The sequence below is a fragment of the Nonomuraea sp. CX421 genome (assembly GCF_059358955.1).
This window is the reverse complement of record NZ_JCADBK010000003.1, coordinates 24,833-38,436: the sequence shown is the minus strand read 5'-3', so window position 1 is coordinate 38,436 and position 13,604 is coordinate 24,833. Positions and strand designations below refer to the sequence as shown.

Here is a 13,604-nt window from a genome sequence, read left to right as displayed (position 1 = left end):
AACGGACGTGAAGACCAGCGGTCCGCCAAGCGAGGTGGCAAGCCGTGACGACGTTCCCGCTGCTGGCCGTGCTCCTGCCTTTCGCCGCGGCCTTCGCCGGCCTCCTCCTCTCGCGCCGCCCACGCCTCCGGGCTCCTGACACGCCCGAGACGCGGGCAGCCGCGGCCCGCGGCAGGGCCGGGTGGTTCGCGATCATCCCGACCGCCGCGTCCGCCGTGCTGGCGATCTGGCTGGCCTGGGGGCCCGGGTTCGCTTTCATCGAGGGAGCCTCGCCGGGGGAGCCCGTGGGGCGCACCTACGGCACGATCGTCACCGGTGGCATCCCGATCTCGCTGACCCTCCAGGCCGGCGACCTGTCCGCCATCCTCGGCGTCCTGGTGACGCTCGTGGCGCTGGCCGTACAGATCTACTCCGTCGGCTACCTCCACGACGACCCGCGTTACCCGTCCTACAGCAGCTTCATCAGCCTGTTCACCAGCGCGATGCTGCTCGTCGTCTATGCCGGCGACCTCCTGGTCCTCTACGTGGGCTGGGAGATCATGGGCCTCTGCTCCTACCTGCTGATCGGGCACTGGTGGGAAGACCGGGCCAATTCGCGAGCCGCCGTCAAGGCGTTCCTGGTGACGAGGCTGGGTGACGTCGGCTTCCTGTTCGGCATCTTCGTGCTCGGTGTCTCGGCGGGCAGCTTCCGCATCGACGACGTGCTGACCAAAGTGCCCGAGATGTCCACGGGCACGCTGGTGGCCGCCACGATGCTGCTGCTCGCCGGAGTGGCGGGCAAGAGCGCGCAGGTGCCGTTGCACACCTGGTTGCCCGATGCCATGGCCGGTCCGACGCCGATCAGCGCGCTGATCCACGCGGCCACCATGGTCGCCGCCGGGATCTTCATCGTGGCCAGGCTTTTTCCCGCCTTCCTGGCCGCTCGCCCGACGCTCGACGTGCTCGCGATCATCGCCGCCCTCGGCATGCTCGGCGCCGCTCTGGCCGCGCTCGCTCAGGACGATCTGAAACGCGTGCTCGCCTACTCCACGGTCAGCCAGCTCGCCTACATGGCCGGAGGGCTCGCGGCGGGGTCCGACAGCGCCGCGATCTTCCATCTGCTCACCCACGGCGCGTTCAAGGCTCTGCTGTTCCTCTGCGCGGGCGCCGTGATCCACCACATCGGCTCCAACCTGATGAGCCAGATGGGCGGGCTCCGGCGCACGCTGCCGATCACGTTCGTGACCATGACGGTGGGCTTCGCCGCTCTCATGGGCCTCCCACCGGCCAGCGGGTTCTTCAGCAAGGACGCACTCCTGCTCACGATGGAACGCGCGCTGACCGGTGGCCGCCTCACGGACGCCGCCGCCCTGCTCCTGTACGGCTGCGCGCTCGCGACCGTCGCCGTCACCGCCGCGTACGCCACCAGAGCCTGGCTGCGTACGTTCTTCGGCGAGGCCAGGGTGGTCGCGCTGCCCGAGCCCCGACCCGGCATGGCCCACGTGGTCGACGTCCGCGAGGCGCCGAGGACGATGCTGGTGCCCATCGTGCTGCTGGCTGTCCCCACTCTGCTGCTCGGGTTCGCCGGAGGGCCGCACCTCGACCTGGAAGTGGCCGCCCTCAGCGTCGTGCTCGCACTGCTCGGCGGCGGGGTCGTCTACGCGTTCTGGCGCAGTGATCCGGTGGCCGACCCGTCGCGCCTGCTCGGCCCGTTCCTGGTGCCGTGCGAGCGGGCGTTCTACGTCGACAGCCTGTACACCGCCGTGTTCGTCCGCCCGTTGCAGACCATGGCCAGGCTCGTGGTCCGGACCGACGACCGGGTGGTGGACGGAGCGGTGCGCGGTTCGGGACGCACCGCCCAGGGTCTGTCCGGGATGCTGCGGCTGACCCAGAACGGCAATGTCCAGCTCTACGTGACCGGTCTGCTGGCCGGTGTCCTGTTGATCGTGGTGGGGGCGGTGGTGTTCGCATGATGGGCTGGCTTCCCGTCGCGCTGCTCGCCGTCCCGCTGCTCGGCGCTCTGCTGCTCCTGATCTCGCCGACCCTGCTCCGGCCGGTGTTGCGCGGCTACGGGCTCGTCTTCTCGGGCGTGACGCTGGCGCTGGCGGTGATGCTGGCGGCGACGTTCGACTACACCCAGGCGGCCCGGCCGCAGCTCACCGTCGACCAGCCCTGGATTCCCGGCCTCGGCCTGCGGTTCCATCTGGGTGTCGACGGCATCTCACTGCCGCTGGTCGTGCTGACGGCTCTGCTGACGTTCCTCTGCTTCGCCTACCTGAGCTGGGGTGACGCGCGCGCCCCAGGCCAGCTTCTGACGCCTGCCACCGGCAGGCCGAGAGCGCTGGTGTTCACGCTGCTCGTCCTCGAAGTCGGCATGATCGGCACGTTCCTGGCCCTCGACCTGTTGCTGTTCTTCGTGTTCTTCGAGGTCGTGCTGATCCCGATGTACTTCCTGATCGCCATCTGGGGAGGCAGAGGCCGCCGGAGCGCGGCGATCAAGTTCATCCTCTACACGCTGCTCGGCTCGGTCGTGATGCTGCTCGGCCTGCTGCTCATCTGGGCCCAGACCGGCACCCTGGACATCGTCGCCCTGAGCCAGGCGCACGGCGCGGGCATGTCGAGGGGAGTGCAGGTCCTCGCCTTCGCGGCGGTCGGCATCGGCCTGGCGGTCAAGACGCCCATGTGGCCCCTGCACACGTGGCTGCCCGACGCGCACACGGAGGCTCCGACCGTCGGCTCGGTGCTGCTGGCCGGGGTGCTGCTGAAGATGGGCACGTACGGCTTCGCCAGGATCGCCATCCCCGTCCTGCCCGAGGGAGCGGTGGTGATCGCGCCGTGGCTGGGCGCCCTGGCGGTGGTCGGCATCGTCTACGGCTCCCTGGCCTGTCTGGCCCAGCGCGACCTCAAACGGATGATCGCCTATTCCTCCGTGGGACACATGGGCTTCGTGCTGCTCGGGTTCGCCACGCTGACCACCGTGGGCGTCAACGGCGCCCTGTTCGCCAACGTCGCGCACGGCCTGATCACCGGCCTGCTGTTCTTCCTCGCCGGCGCGATCAAGGAACGGTACGGCACCGCCGACATGCCCTCGCTGGGCGGCGGCATGCTGGCCACGCTGCCACACCTGGGAGCAGTCCTGACGTTCGCCGCCATCGCCTCGCTCGGCATCCCCGGGCTGGCCGGGTTCTGGGGAGAGATGCTGGCCCTCCTCGGCGCCTTCCAGCCGGCCGAGGTGTTGCCGCGCGAGTTGTTCCTCGTCTTCATGGCGATCGGCGGGCTCGGGGCCGTGCTGACGGCGGCGTACTTCCTCGTCATGCTGTCGCGCGTGACCCACGGCCTTCCGGCCCGGCCGGCGCTCAGCCTGACCGCGACGCACCCTGCCCCAGGCGGGGCGGGTGCGGGCCCGGAGGAGACGGGCTCCGGGGCGGCGGAGTCCCGGCCCGAGGAGTTGGCCGCCGGGGCGGCGGAGTCGGGGCCGGAGGGGGGCCGTCGGACGGCCGAGGTGACCGAGACGGGAGCGCCTGCTCCCAAGGCAGGGGCGATGCGCGACATCAGGGGTTACGAGCTGGTCGCCTGGGTGCCGTTGATCGTGCTGATCCTGCTGTTCGGCCTCTGGCCCAAGCTGCTTCTCTCGCTCACCACACCGGCGGTGCAGACCCTGCTGGGAGTCCTGTCATGATCCAGCAGATCCACTACTTCGTGATCGCTCCGCCTCTGGTGCTGGCGCTCGCGGCCGGGCTCGTGCTGCTGCTCGACGCCTTTTTGCCCGCTGGTCGGCGCACCATGGCCGGTCTGGGGCTGGTCAGCCTCGCCGGGGTGCTCATCGCGCTGGGATTCGTCGTGGCGCAGGCCGCCCAGGGCGGGCGGACCCTGGCCACGTTCTGCGTCCCGGACGCTCTCGCGAGGGCCACGGGCGGTTCCGGACCGGCAGGCAGCCAGGAAGGAGCGGGCGGCACGGGGTTGTGCTCGTTCGTGGCCGACCGGTTCACCCTGATCTTCGCCGGTCTGGTGCTGGTGGCCGCCGTGGTGGTCGTGCTGATGTCGATGACCGAGCTGGCCGGCGGCGGCATCCCGGTCGGCGAGTGGTACTTCCTCCTGCTGTGCACGCTGGTCGGCGCCGTGACGCTGCCCGCCTCCCGTGACCTGATCATGCTCGTGGTGGCCCTCGAACTCGTGTCGCTCCCGGTCTTCGCTCTCACGGCGCTGAAACGCTACGACGGCCGCTCGTCGGAGGCCGCGATCAAGTTGTTCCTGGTCTCGGTCGTGTCAACGGCGATCATGCTGTTCGGGGTGTCGCTGCTCTACGGCGTCGCGGGCTCGGTCCACCTGTCGCGGATCGGCGCCGTCCTCAGCGGCGCGAGCCCGCCGCCCGCGACGTTCGCGCCCACCCTGGAGGCCGCCCACGGCTTGCCCGCGGTCGTGACGGTCGGCGTCGTGCTGGTCGCCGCGGGGTTCGGATTCAAGATCGCCGCCGTGCCGTTCCACGCCTGGGCGCCCGACGTCTACCAGGGCGCGCCCATCCCGGTCGCCGCGCTGCTGTCGGTGATCTCCAAGGCGGCCGGGTTCGCGGGGCTCATCCTGCTGCTGGTCACCGCCCTGGCCGGGCAGGCCGCCACCTGGGCACCGATCATCGCGATCCTCGCGGCGCTCACCATGACGGCGGGCAACCTGCTGGCCATACGCCAGCGCTCCGCCGTACGTCTGCTGGCCTGGTCCTCGGTCGCGCAGTCGGGCTACATCCTGGCCCCGATCGCGGTGGCGTCCCGGCCAGGGGCGTCGGGCGATGCCCTGCTGTCCGGTGCGGTCGGCGCCTCCGTCGCCTACCTCGTCATCTACGCCGCGATGAACCTGGGCGCGTTCGCCGTGGTCATGATCGTCTCCAGGACGGCGACCCGCAATGAGCTCGACGACTACCGAGGGCTCGCCTTCCGCAGCCCTATGGCGGGGCTCGCGCTGGCGTTCTGCCTCATCTGCCTGGCCGGGCTCCCCCCAGGACTGGCCGGTCTCTTCGCCAAGATCGTGGTCTTCCGCGAGCTCGTTGACGGCGGCTCCGGCTGGCTGGCCGTGGTCATGGCGGTCAACACGGTGATCGGGCTCTACTACTACGTGGTCTGGGCAGGCAGGATCTTCACTCCCACGCCCCCCGTCACCGCCGCCCGGCGGCCGTTCCCCGCCACCTGGGTGGCCGCCGGGCTGGCGGTCGCGCTGGCTGTGGTGTTCTCCGTCGCTCCCCAACTCGTTCTCGACCTGGCCACGGCTCCAGGGTGATCGGCGGCGGCGATCCGTCGACGGGAGCAGCCAGGGAACGTTGTACCGGGGGGTGGTCGTTGGACCAGGTGAACCCGGACCATGAAGGGGGGAACCTTGCACCACAACGGTCTGCGCACCGCCATCCTGCTCGGCGGCCTGTCAGCGCTGATCCTCGCGTTGGGCGCCTGGTTGGGCGGCAGCACCGGCCTGCAGATCGCTTTCGTGCTGGCCATGGCGAGCAACGGTTTCGCGTACTTCTTCTCGGATCGGATCGCGCTGTCCGCCATGCGGGCCCGCCCGGTGAGCGAGGTCGAGCAGCCCACCCTCTACCGCATCGTGCGCGAGCTCTCCACCCAGGCCCGCCAGCCGATGCCACGCCTGTACATCTCGCCGACCATCCAGCCCAACGCGTTCGCCACCGGCCGCAGCCCGCGCCAGGCCGCCGTCTGTGTGACGTACGGGCTGACGCAGTTGCTGGACGAGCGGGAGCTACGCGGGGTGATCGGGCACGAGCTGTCCCACGTGTACAACCGCGACATCCTCATCTCGTCCGTGGCCGGTGCGCTGGCCACGATGATCACCTGGCTCAGCTATGTGGCCGTCTTCTTCGGCGGCTCCGACGATGACGAGGGCCCCGGTTTCCTCGGCGCGCTGCTCATGATGGTGCTCGGACCGGTCGCGGCCGGCATGGTCCAGATGGCGATCTCCCGTACGAGGGAATACCAGGCCGACGAGTCGGGCGCCATGCTGACCGGTGACCCGCTGGCGCTGGCCTCGGCGCTGCGCAAGATCGAGATGGGCGCCCGCCGGCTGCCCCTCCCGGAGAACAGCCGCCTGACCTCCGCCTCCCACATGATGATCGCCAACCCGTTCAGCGGCTCGGGCTTCGGCCGGCTGTTCTCGTCGCACCCGCCCACGTCGGAGCGGGTCGCCCGACTCGAGCGCATGGCCGGCTACCGCCGCTAGAGATCACGTCGCGACCAAGATGACCATCTGCCGGGTCGTCGCTGTCGTCCGCCTTGGTGTTCGGCGCGACCGGCACGGTCTCGCCGTACCCCGTGACCTTGAGCAGGGGCCGCTCTTGGCGGCCAACCAGTCGGCGAGGTGCTGGCGATCTGTGCGGCTGTCGTTCCTCGCCCCCGCCGGCGACCGGGCGCGCCGGTGTGAGCCCGCAAGAGGTGAGCATGGTGATCAATAAGATCGTGACTGCGATACGCATATCAGGCCTCTGGGCAGAATCCATCGGTGGGGTCTCGATGCCAGGAGAATCACCTTCAGAACCCGCATAGCCGCTGAGCCTGCACCAGAATCACGTGCATGAGACGATCTCCACGACTCAGCGCGGCCGAGCGCAGACTATGGGACGCCTTTCCCACGGGCGAGTTCGTGGAGTTCGCTCCGGTCAAGAGCTCTGTGGGCCGTCCGGCAGGGGCGAACGCGCCGACCGACGGCGACACCTGGGGCCCCGAGCGCACCGTACGCGCTCAAGTGATCACCTCCCTGCTGCTCGGCGCCCGCGATCCGGAGGCCGGCGCGGCCCCCGCGATCCGGTTGCGTGGCGCCCGGATCACAGGTTCGCTCACGATCCTGGGCGGCAACGTGGAGCACGAACTCGTGCTCAGCGGCTGTCACCTAGACGAACCCGTACAACTCACCGGCACGACGACCCGTACGGTCAGGTTGACCGACTGCTCGTTACCCGGGTTCAGCGGCGGCGGAATGCGGGTGGCCGGGCACCTCAGCCTGTCCGGCTCGAACATCACCGGCACTGTGCGCATCGCTCGCGCCCAGTTCGAGAGCGGGCTCTGGCTGGCCGGCACCAAGGTGACGGGCGACGACGAGTGGGCCCTGTACGCCGGTTCGATGGTGGTCGAGGCCGGGGCGAACATGAAGAACGCCGACTTCACCGGCGGTGTCCGCCTGGTCGGCGCCCGGCTCAACGGAGATCTCATCTTCGAGGGCGCGACCCTCCGCAATCCGGGCAAGAACGCGCTCACCGCCGACAACATGGTCGTCGAGGACACCGTGCAGTGCACCCGTGGCTTCACCGCGCTGGGCTGCCTGCGGCTGCGCGGCGCCCGGATCGGCAGCACGTTCGAGCTCAGAGGCGTCGTACGCAGCCCCGACACCTCGTACGCGGTGCATGCCAGCCATATGGAGGCCCGCGAGTTCCACCTCGCACCGGCCGAACCCATCGAAGGCGTGGTCAGCCTGGCCCACTCACGTTTCGGCACTTTGCAGGATGATCCGGACACCTGGCCCGACAAACTCCGCCTGAACGGCCTGAACTACGACCGGCTGCGCGGCAGCGGGGTCGCCCGCCGGATCGGCTGGGCCGGTCGTGACCCCGAAGGCTTCCGCCCGCAGCCGTACGAGCAACTGGCCGCCTGGTACCTCCGCGACGGCAACGACGCGCTCGCCCGTCGCGCTCAGCTCGCCAAGCTCCGCGCCAGACGGCGCACGCAGGGCCGCGGCAGGCGGCTGTGGGGCTGGCTGCTCGACGCCACCGTCGGCTACGGGTATCGCCCCTGGCTGGCCGGCGTGTGGTTCGGGATCCTGTTGCTGACCGGCACCGCGGCGTTCGCGCTCAACCCGCCACGCGCGCTGAAGCCAGACGAAAGCCCCGTTTTCGACTCCTTCGCCTACACCTTCGACCTGCTGCTCCCGCTGCCCGCGTTCGGACAACGAGAGTTGTTCGACCCGGCGGGATGGACGCAGGGGCTCGCGTACGGGCTGGTCGTCTCGGGGTGGATCCTGGCCACGGCCCTGATCGCCGGTGCTACGCGGGTGCTCCGTCCCCAGTGATCTTGCGGAGGATGGACGAGAGGTCCTCAGGGAAGAAGGTCTCGGCGGACGCGTCCAGCTCCTCGGCACTCCACCAACGGTGCTCGATGGTGGTCGCCTTCTCGATCTCCTCCATGTGCTCGAACGAGATCTCCACCTGACCGACCCGGACCGCGAAGAACGTCTGGTCCTGGACGATCGCGTACTGGTCGAAGAAGAACTCGATCGTGCTCATGCCGTACGGGCCGGTGAACTCGCCGGCGTCGGCGCGGATCCCGACCTCTTCGTGCAACTCGCGGGCGGCGGCCTCCTGGAGGGTCTCGCCTTCCTCCAGCGCTCCGCCGATCGTGAACCAGTAGCGCCTGCCGGGCTCGGCGGGATCGAACCCATGCAGCAGCAGGACACGTCCATGGTCGTCGATGGGCAGCGCGCGTGCCGTGAACCTGCGTAGAGGGATCTTCGTCACACGAAGAGCTTACGGACTCGAAATGACGCCTCGCCAGAAGCGAACTCCCGAACTCTGGAACTGGGCGGTGGTGCACACCACCGGATGGCGAGCCTGGCCGACTAGGTGGCCTCCCAGATCGCGCAGGTCTGGCGCGTTTGATCACCGAGTGCTTCCCGGAGCACGGGAGACGGGCCCCTGTGCCCCGGGCGTACTCTTCGCCATCTAAGAAGAGCCGGCTAGCGGTAGTTGACGAACTGCAGGGCGATGTCGAGATCCTTGCCCTTGAGCAGGGAGATGACGTCCTGAAGGTCGTCCTTCTTCTTTGAGCTGACTCGGAGCTCCTCGCCCTGGATCTGGGCCTTGATGCCCTTGGGTCCCTCGTCACGGATCAGCTTGGAGATCTTCTTGGCGTTCTCCTGGTCAATGCCCTCCTTGAGGCTCACCAGCAGCCGGTATTCCTTGCCGGACAGCTTGGGCTCACCCGCGTCGAGGATCTTCAGGGAGAGGCCCCGCTTGACCACCTTCTCCTTGAACACGTCGAGCGCGGCCTCAGCCCGCTCCTCGCTGTTCGCCTTGATCTCGATGTTCTCCTGACCGGACCAGCTGATGCTCGCCCCGGTGCCCTTGAAGTCGAAGCGGTGTCCGATCTCCTTGACCGTCTGGTTCAGCGCGTTGTCGACCTCCTGGCGGTCGATCTTGCTGACGATGTCGAAAGATGAATCGGCCAAAGCGCACATCCTCTCAGCTGCGAACGCATGTATGTGGTGCCCGGCTCCAGGTCTCGCGGACCACGAACGCGTCCCCGTGAACACGAACCCCAGCAAACGAGCCTAGCCAGCATCGCGCCAACATGCAGGACGGCAGGCCCTTGCTCGCCTCCACGCGTGGGCAGATGATCGCGTACGAGCTCGTCTGTGGGCCGCCGCTGGCTCGGCCTCGACGAAGGACGACCCGTGGGACAGCATCCTGCCCGGATACGAGTACTACGTTGACTGGTCGGCCCATCGAGATCGCGGAGGGGCTGGGGGCGCTCTACGAGTTCCTCGGCGCGCCGGTGCCGGACGAGCTGTTCGCGCAGGTCAGCGATACTGCGGGGTCCTGGAGTGACGCCCTTGTCGCGGTCGTGTCGCTGCTGTTCCGGCGGAGCGGGTGACCAAGATCCGGCGCGGGACAAACCGGTGTCACGTACACCTCGGAAGTCCGCTATTCTTCTGTCTGTCGCCACGAGAGTGGATGACGAGGCAGGTTGCCCGAGTGGCCAAAGGGAGCGGTCTGTAAAACCGTCGGCTCAGCCTACGCAAGTTCGAACCTTGCACCTGCCACACCAGCAAGAAAAGGCCCGTCACCAGCGGAAACGCGGTGGCGGGCCTCTCTCGTTGTGTCCGACTGTCCATGGCCGTCAACGGTGCTCAACGGGTGCTCGCGTCGTATGCGCGTCGGCGTTCAGTCGGCCTCACGCGGGCGCTTCAGCGCCTCGGCGATGAGCTTCCGAGCGAAGTCGTCTTGCCCGACGATGCACTTCGCGTAGACCCGTAGGAGCACGTTGACGCTGTGCCCTGCCCACTCGGCGACCTGAGGGGCTGGAACCCCCGCGTTGAGCCACGTTGAGACGCAGGCGTGCCGTAGGTCGTATGGCCGGGCTGCGAGCGGCGAGGCGGCCTCAACCTTGCTCAGCGTCCCCTTACGAGCCTTCTGCCAGACACGGCCATAGACGCTTTCCGAGAGCGGGCCGCCGCGCTCTCCCACGAACAGGTGACCGTCTGGGCTTACGCCGTGCGTCACGATGTGCGCGCGAAGGATGGCCACCAGGGGCGGCGGGATCGGCACCGGTCGGACCGCCGTACGTGCGCGGTGCTTGAGCTCTCGCGACTCCCGACGCTTTCCGTTCCCTGTCCAGTCGGCTCCGACTGCCGGCGCCGAGTCGCCGAGACAGAACCATCCCCACTCGTCGTCGCCTTCTACGTCGGGTAGGTCGATCTCGTCGGTTGTGAGCTCCGCTGCTTCCGCCGGGCGTAGAGCGGAGTAGTACATGACCGCGAAGAATGCTGTCAGTTGCGCCATTGTCTTTTCGACTTCGGCAAGCAGCGCCTCGGCTTGCTGTGGGTTTACCACACGCCGGGGAGAGACTTCCTCGGCGACCTTGGGCGTCTTCCATTTCACACTGACCAGCGGGTTGCTTGCCAGGAGTTTGGCCGGGCTCACCGCGTAGTCCAGGATGTTGTAGAACACTGCACGTTTACGGGCGATCGTGGTCCCTGCGGCGGTCTTTCCCGTCAGGGTCCTAGAAATGCCTTTCAGCGTCTCCAGGATCACTGCCTCATCGGCGAGTGACGCCACGGTAATCGTGTTCTTCTCCAGCCATGCAACCGCAGTGGCGATGTCTTCCGGCACGTCCCCCGTAGCGCGTCTTGGCTTGTTAGCAGCCCACTTGGACACGGCCTTACGAATATCGGACTTGGGCGGCCGGCCGGTCCCACTAGTGAGGAGCGACAGTGTAGCGGTGGCGAGGGCGTCAGCGATTGAGCGGCGCGAGTTCGGAGCCGCATCGTCCCATCGATGGTCAACGTAGGCACAGATCAGCGTCCACCACGTGACCGACTGGCCGCGCTGCCCGGCGTGCTCGGCAGGTCGTCCGGTGGCCAGGTCGAACGACTTTCCCTGCTGAATGGCCGTGAGCAACTCGGCGCGGAAACTCTCGGCGAGTGCCCGCGTCATGAATGTCTCGCGCCAGGGCTTTTCAGCGGTGAGCCACCGCACGGTATAGGTATTTCCTCCCTTGTTTCTGTTGATGAGTACGCGCCACACGCGAATGTCGTAGGTGGTGTTCATCAGGCTGTGTCCTCTCGGGAAGCGAGCCAGCGTTCGTACTCAGTGCGGCGGATGCGCAGGCTGCCGTTGGGCAGGGTGATGCACTTGGGCGCCCGATGCTTGGCGCGCCAGTCGTAGAAGGTGGAACGGGCGATATCCAGTTCGGCACAGAAATCGGCGACGGTGAGATGCTTGACTCCGGTGGCGGTAGCCATGGGGCGTGTATCCCTTCCGGGTTCCGTGATTGACGTGAAACTGCCTCGGTGGGCATCGCGGCGTGAAGTGATCGCCAAAGCTGTTGCGGAGGGTGTGAGCCGGTTTCGAGAGGGGTAGCCGTACCAGCCGTACCAGCCTCCTTTTCCCTGGTCAGGCTGGTACGGCTTGTATCGGTGGTACGGCTAAGCCGTACCAAAGCCAGAAGCCGTACCACGCTGACCTGCGTTGATGAGGCTGGTACGGCTGGTACGGCTACCCGCTCTAGCAGACGCATGTCGGCGTCCAGCGGGGCGAGGTTGCCAGCTGGCGGACAGCGCGGCAGAACCGTGCCCTGCGCCAGCAAAGGCGGCCGGTTGAGCCCTCTGGCCGTCTGAAGTGAAAGAAATGCGAAGGTTAGTTCATGTTTGGAGCCAGGTGGGATCGACAGACAAGCTAACACTGGCTTAGCGATGCCCTCGGTTTGCGATATGTTGGGTCTGTGACTGAGGAGGAGTTGGAGACAGGGATCCAGGCCTCGCTAGGGCAGTTCCGTCAAGCGCTCAAGCAGCACCCTGATCCCCTACGGGTAGTGCGAGAATTCATCACGCATGGGCCATGCGTGGCTATAACTCGGGATAAGCACGCAGGGTTGAGGGAAGCTGTGGCGGCGGGGTTAGCGGTCCATCCGAACCGTGATGTCTACACAGTCGGATCGGCAAAGCTGGGATTTAGCATTAAGCCTGACCATCGGTACCGGGTCTTCGGCGACACTTCAGACGTGGACGTTGCTGTCGTTTCTCCAGATCTTTATAGTCAGCTTTGGCGTGAGGCAAGGAAGTATCAGGCCGCTAAAGGCCTGTGGCCGCGAGACCAATTGAAAAGCTTTAAAAATGGCCACCTCCGTGGGAGCATTCATCCTGGATCGATGCCAATTTCGGAGGCTCTGCCCACCGCGAATTTGCTGTGGGAACTTGGGAGAGAATTGCAGCGCCAACAGGCGGCAGGGCCATACAAGGTTACTTTCGTCGTTTGGAACGACATGGATGCTCTAGAGTCGTATCAAAGCGTTGCAGTATCTGCATGCCAAGGAAGTGAGCGGTTGTGAAGACAACGGCAACGAACAAGAAGATTCGCGAACTCCTAACCGCAATAAATAATGGCACGCTGATTCCCCAGCCTGAGTTTCAGCGTCGCCTTGTCTGGACCAATCGCCACAAGCAACTCTTCATAGAAACGGTGCTCGAAGGACTTCCTTTTCCGGAGATATTTCTCTGTGACGGAATCGTCGATCTGGATACCGGCGCAGGAAGTCAGTTGATCGTTGACGGTCAACAAAGAATCACTGCTATCTATCAGTATTTCACAGAATCCGAGCTACTCCGTCTTGGCGATCTTACGCCGTACGCCGACCTCGATGATGAGAGGAAGCACGCATTCCTGAACTACGATGTTGTGGTCCGGGATCTCGGAACATTGGAAATTGATGAGATCCGGAAAGTCTTCCACCGCATGAACTCGACTAACTATAGCCTCAATACTATGGAAGTTAACCATGCGCGCTTCGATGGGGCACTGAAGAGGGCAGCGGAAGAAGTAAGTCGCTGGAACAAGTGGGATCAGCGTCGGGTATTTACCGCTGCGGACATCAGGCGAATGCTAGACGTAAGCTGGTGCCTTACCGTTATCATCACGCTGATATCTGGATATTTCACTCGTGACCTAGAACACGAAGTGTATCTCAGAAAATACAACGACGACTTCCCGCTTCGCGATGACGTAGAAGCAAGGATACGTAAATCGGTAGACATCATAGATGGTCTCGGACTTGACGAGAAAAGTCGGGCCTGGCAGAAGAATGACCTGTTCACGCTCGTTGTCGAACTGGCTCGTACCGATAAAACCTGCGTGGATCCCGAAGGTCTCGCTAGGGAACTGAACGCCTTCTATACATCGGTAGATGCGGTAGCTGCCGATGAGCCACCCAGAGCGGAATATGAGGCAGATGCTCGGCGCTACCACGTAGATGTGATATCTGGAAGCAATGAGAGGGCGCGGCGAATTCGGCGAGGCGAGATAATCTCCAAACTCGTCGCGCCCTACTTCGGCTAATGATTGATGGGGTAGCTGTACCAGCACCTTT

12 protein-coding genes and 1 tRNA gene are annotated in these 13,604 nt (G+C 66.1%); 9 read left to right on the top strand and 4 right to left on the bottom strand.

The genetic code is table 11. The features are described 5' to 3' along the window. Window positions 1–44: 44 nt before the first annotated feature. The 5 genes from AC5L3X_RS06020 to AC5L3X_RS06000 all read left to right on the top strand — a co-directional run bounded on the left by AC5L3X_RS06020 (window position 45) and on the right by AC5L3X_RS06000 (window position 8,034). Window positions 45–1,952: an NADH-quinone oxidoreductase subunit 5 family protein gene (locus AC5L3X_RS06020; RefSeq protein ID WP_494855637.1), complete on the top strand. Its 1,908-nt coding sequence runs from the start codon at window positions 45–47 to the stop codon at window positions 1,950–1,952. Then, complete coding sequence (locus AC5L3X_RS06015) at window positions 1,952–3,658, top strand: complex I subunit 4 family protein (RefSeq protein ID WP_494856229.1); 1,707 nt, start codon at window positions 1,952–1,954, stop codon at window positions 3,656–3,658. Before AC5L3X_RS06020 ends, AC5L3X_RS06015 begins: the two co-directional genes overlap by 1 nt. Further along, entirely contained in the window at window positions 3,655–5,247 is a 1,593-nt protein-coding gene (locus tag AC5L3X_RS06010) for an NADH-quinone oxidoreductase subunit N (protein WP_494855635.1), read from the top strand. The genes AC5L3X_RS06015 and AC5L3X_RS06010 overlap by 4 nt, the downstream gene beginning before the upstream one ends. Before the next feature lie 96 nt (window positions 5,248–5,343). Beyond that, window positions 5,344–6,195: a zinc metalloprotease HtpX gene (gene htpX, locus AC5L3X_RS06005; protein ID WP_494855633.1), complete on the top strand. Its 852-nt coding sequence runs from the start codon at window positions 5,344–5,346 to the stop codon at window positions 6,193–6,195. 351 nt (window positions 6,196–6,546) lie between these two features. After that, the gene (locus tag AC5L3X_RS06000) at window positions 6,547–8,034 is read left to right on the top strand and encodes a hypothetical protein (protein WP_494855632.1); all 1,488 of its coding nucleotides are present in this window, start codon (window positions 6,547–6,549) and stop codon (window positions 8,032–8,034) included. On the opposite strand, the gene AC5L3X_RS05995 is transcribed toward AC5L3X_RS06000, so the two are convergent. Together AC5L3X_RS05995 and AC5L3X_RS05990 are read right to left on the bottom strand one after the other, a co-directional pair. Beyond that, window positions 8,009–8,479, bottom strand: coding sequence for an NUDIX hydrolase (locus tag AC5L3X_RS05995; RefSeq protein WP_494855630.1), 471 nt, complete (start codon window positions 8,477–8,479; stop codon window positions 8,009–8,011). The genes AC5L3X_RS06000 and AC5L3X_RS05995 overlap by 26 nt on opposite strands. A gap of 218 nt (window positions 8,480–8,697) precedes the next feature. After that, window positions 8,698–9,198: a YajQ family cyclic di-GMP-binding protein gene (locus AC5L3X_RS05990; RefSeq protein ID WP_494855628.1), complete on the bottom strand. Its 501-nt coding sequence runs from the start codon at window positions 9,196–9,198 to the stop codon at window positions 8,698–8,700. 251 nt (window positions 9,199–9,449) lie between these two features. Here AC5L3X_RS05990 and AC5L3X_RS05985 point away from each other — a divergent pair, with 251 nt between their 5' ends. Further along, window positions 9,450–9,614, top strand: a complete 165-nt coding sequence (locus tag AC5L3X_RS05985; protein WP_494855626.1) for a hypothetical protein — start codon at window positions 9,450–9,452, stop codon at window positions 9,612–9,614. 87 nt (window positions 9,615–9,701) lie between these two features. Continuing rightward, a tRNA-Tyr gene (locus tag AC5L3X_RS05980) sits at window positions 9,702–9,783 on the top strand. A gap of 121 nt (window positions 9,784–9,904) precedes the next feature. Here AC5L3X_RS05980 and AC5L3X_RS05975 read toward each other — a convergent pair. Together AC5L3X_RS05975 and AC5L3X_RS05970 are read right to left on the bottom strand one after the other, a co-directional pair. After that, the gene (locus tag AC5L3X_RS05975; protein WP_494855624.1) at window positions 9,905–11,290 is read right to left on the bottom strand and encodes a tyrosine-type recombinase/integrase; all 1,386 of its coding nucleotides are present in this window, start codon (window positions 11,288–11,290) and stop codon (window positions 9,905–9,907) included. Continuing rightward, window positions 11,290–11,484, bottom strand: a complete 195-nt coding sequence (locus AC5L3X_RS05970; RefSeq protein ID WP_494855622.1) for a helix-turn-helix transcriptional regulator — start codon at window positions 11,482–11,484, stop codon at window positions 11,290–11,292. Before AC5L3X_RS05970 ends, AC5L3X_RS05975 begins: the two co-directional genes overlap by 1 nt. A 758-nt stretch (window positions 11,485–12,242) precedes the next feature. Here AC5L3X_RS05970 and AC5L3X_RS05965 point away from each other — a divergent pair. Together AC5L3X_RS05965 and AC5L3X_RS05960 are read left to right on the top strand one after the other, a co-directional pair. Beyond that, the gene (locus tag AC5L3X_RS05965) at window positions 12,243–12,569 is read left to right on the top strand and encodes a hypothetical protein (RefSeq protein WP_494855621.1); all 327 of its coding nucleotides are present in this window, start codon (window positions 12,243–12,245) and stop codon (window positions 12,567–12,569) included. Continuing rightward, on the top strand, window positions 12,566–13,573 hold the full coding sequence (locus AC5L3X_RS05960) for a DUF262 domain-containing protein (RefSeq protein ID WP_494855619.1): 1,008 nt from the start codon (window positions 12,566–12,568) through the stop codon (window positions 13,571–13,573). Before AC5L3X_RS05965 ends, AC5L3X_RS05960 begins: the two co-directional genes overlap by 4 nt. The last annotated feature ends 31 nt before the right edge of the window (window positions 13,574–13,604 follow it).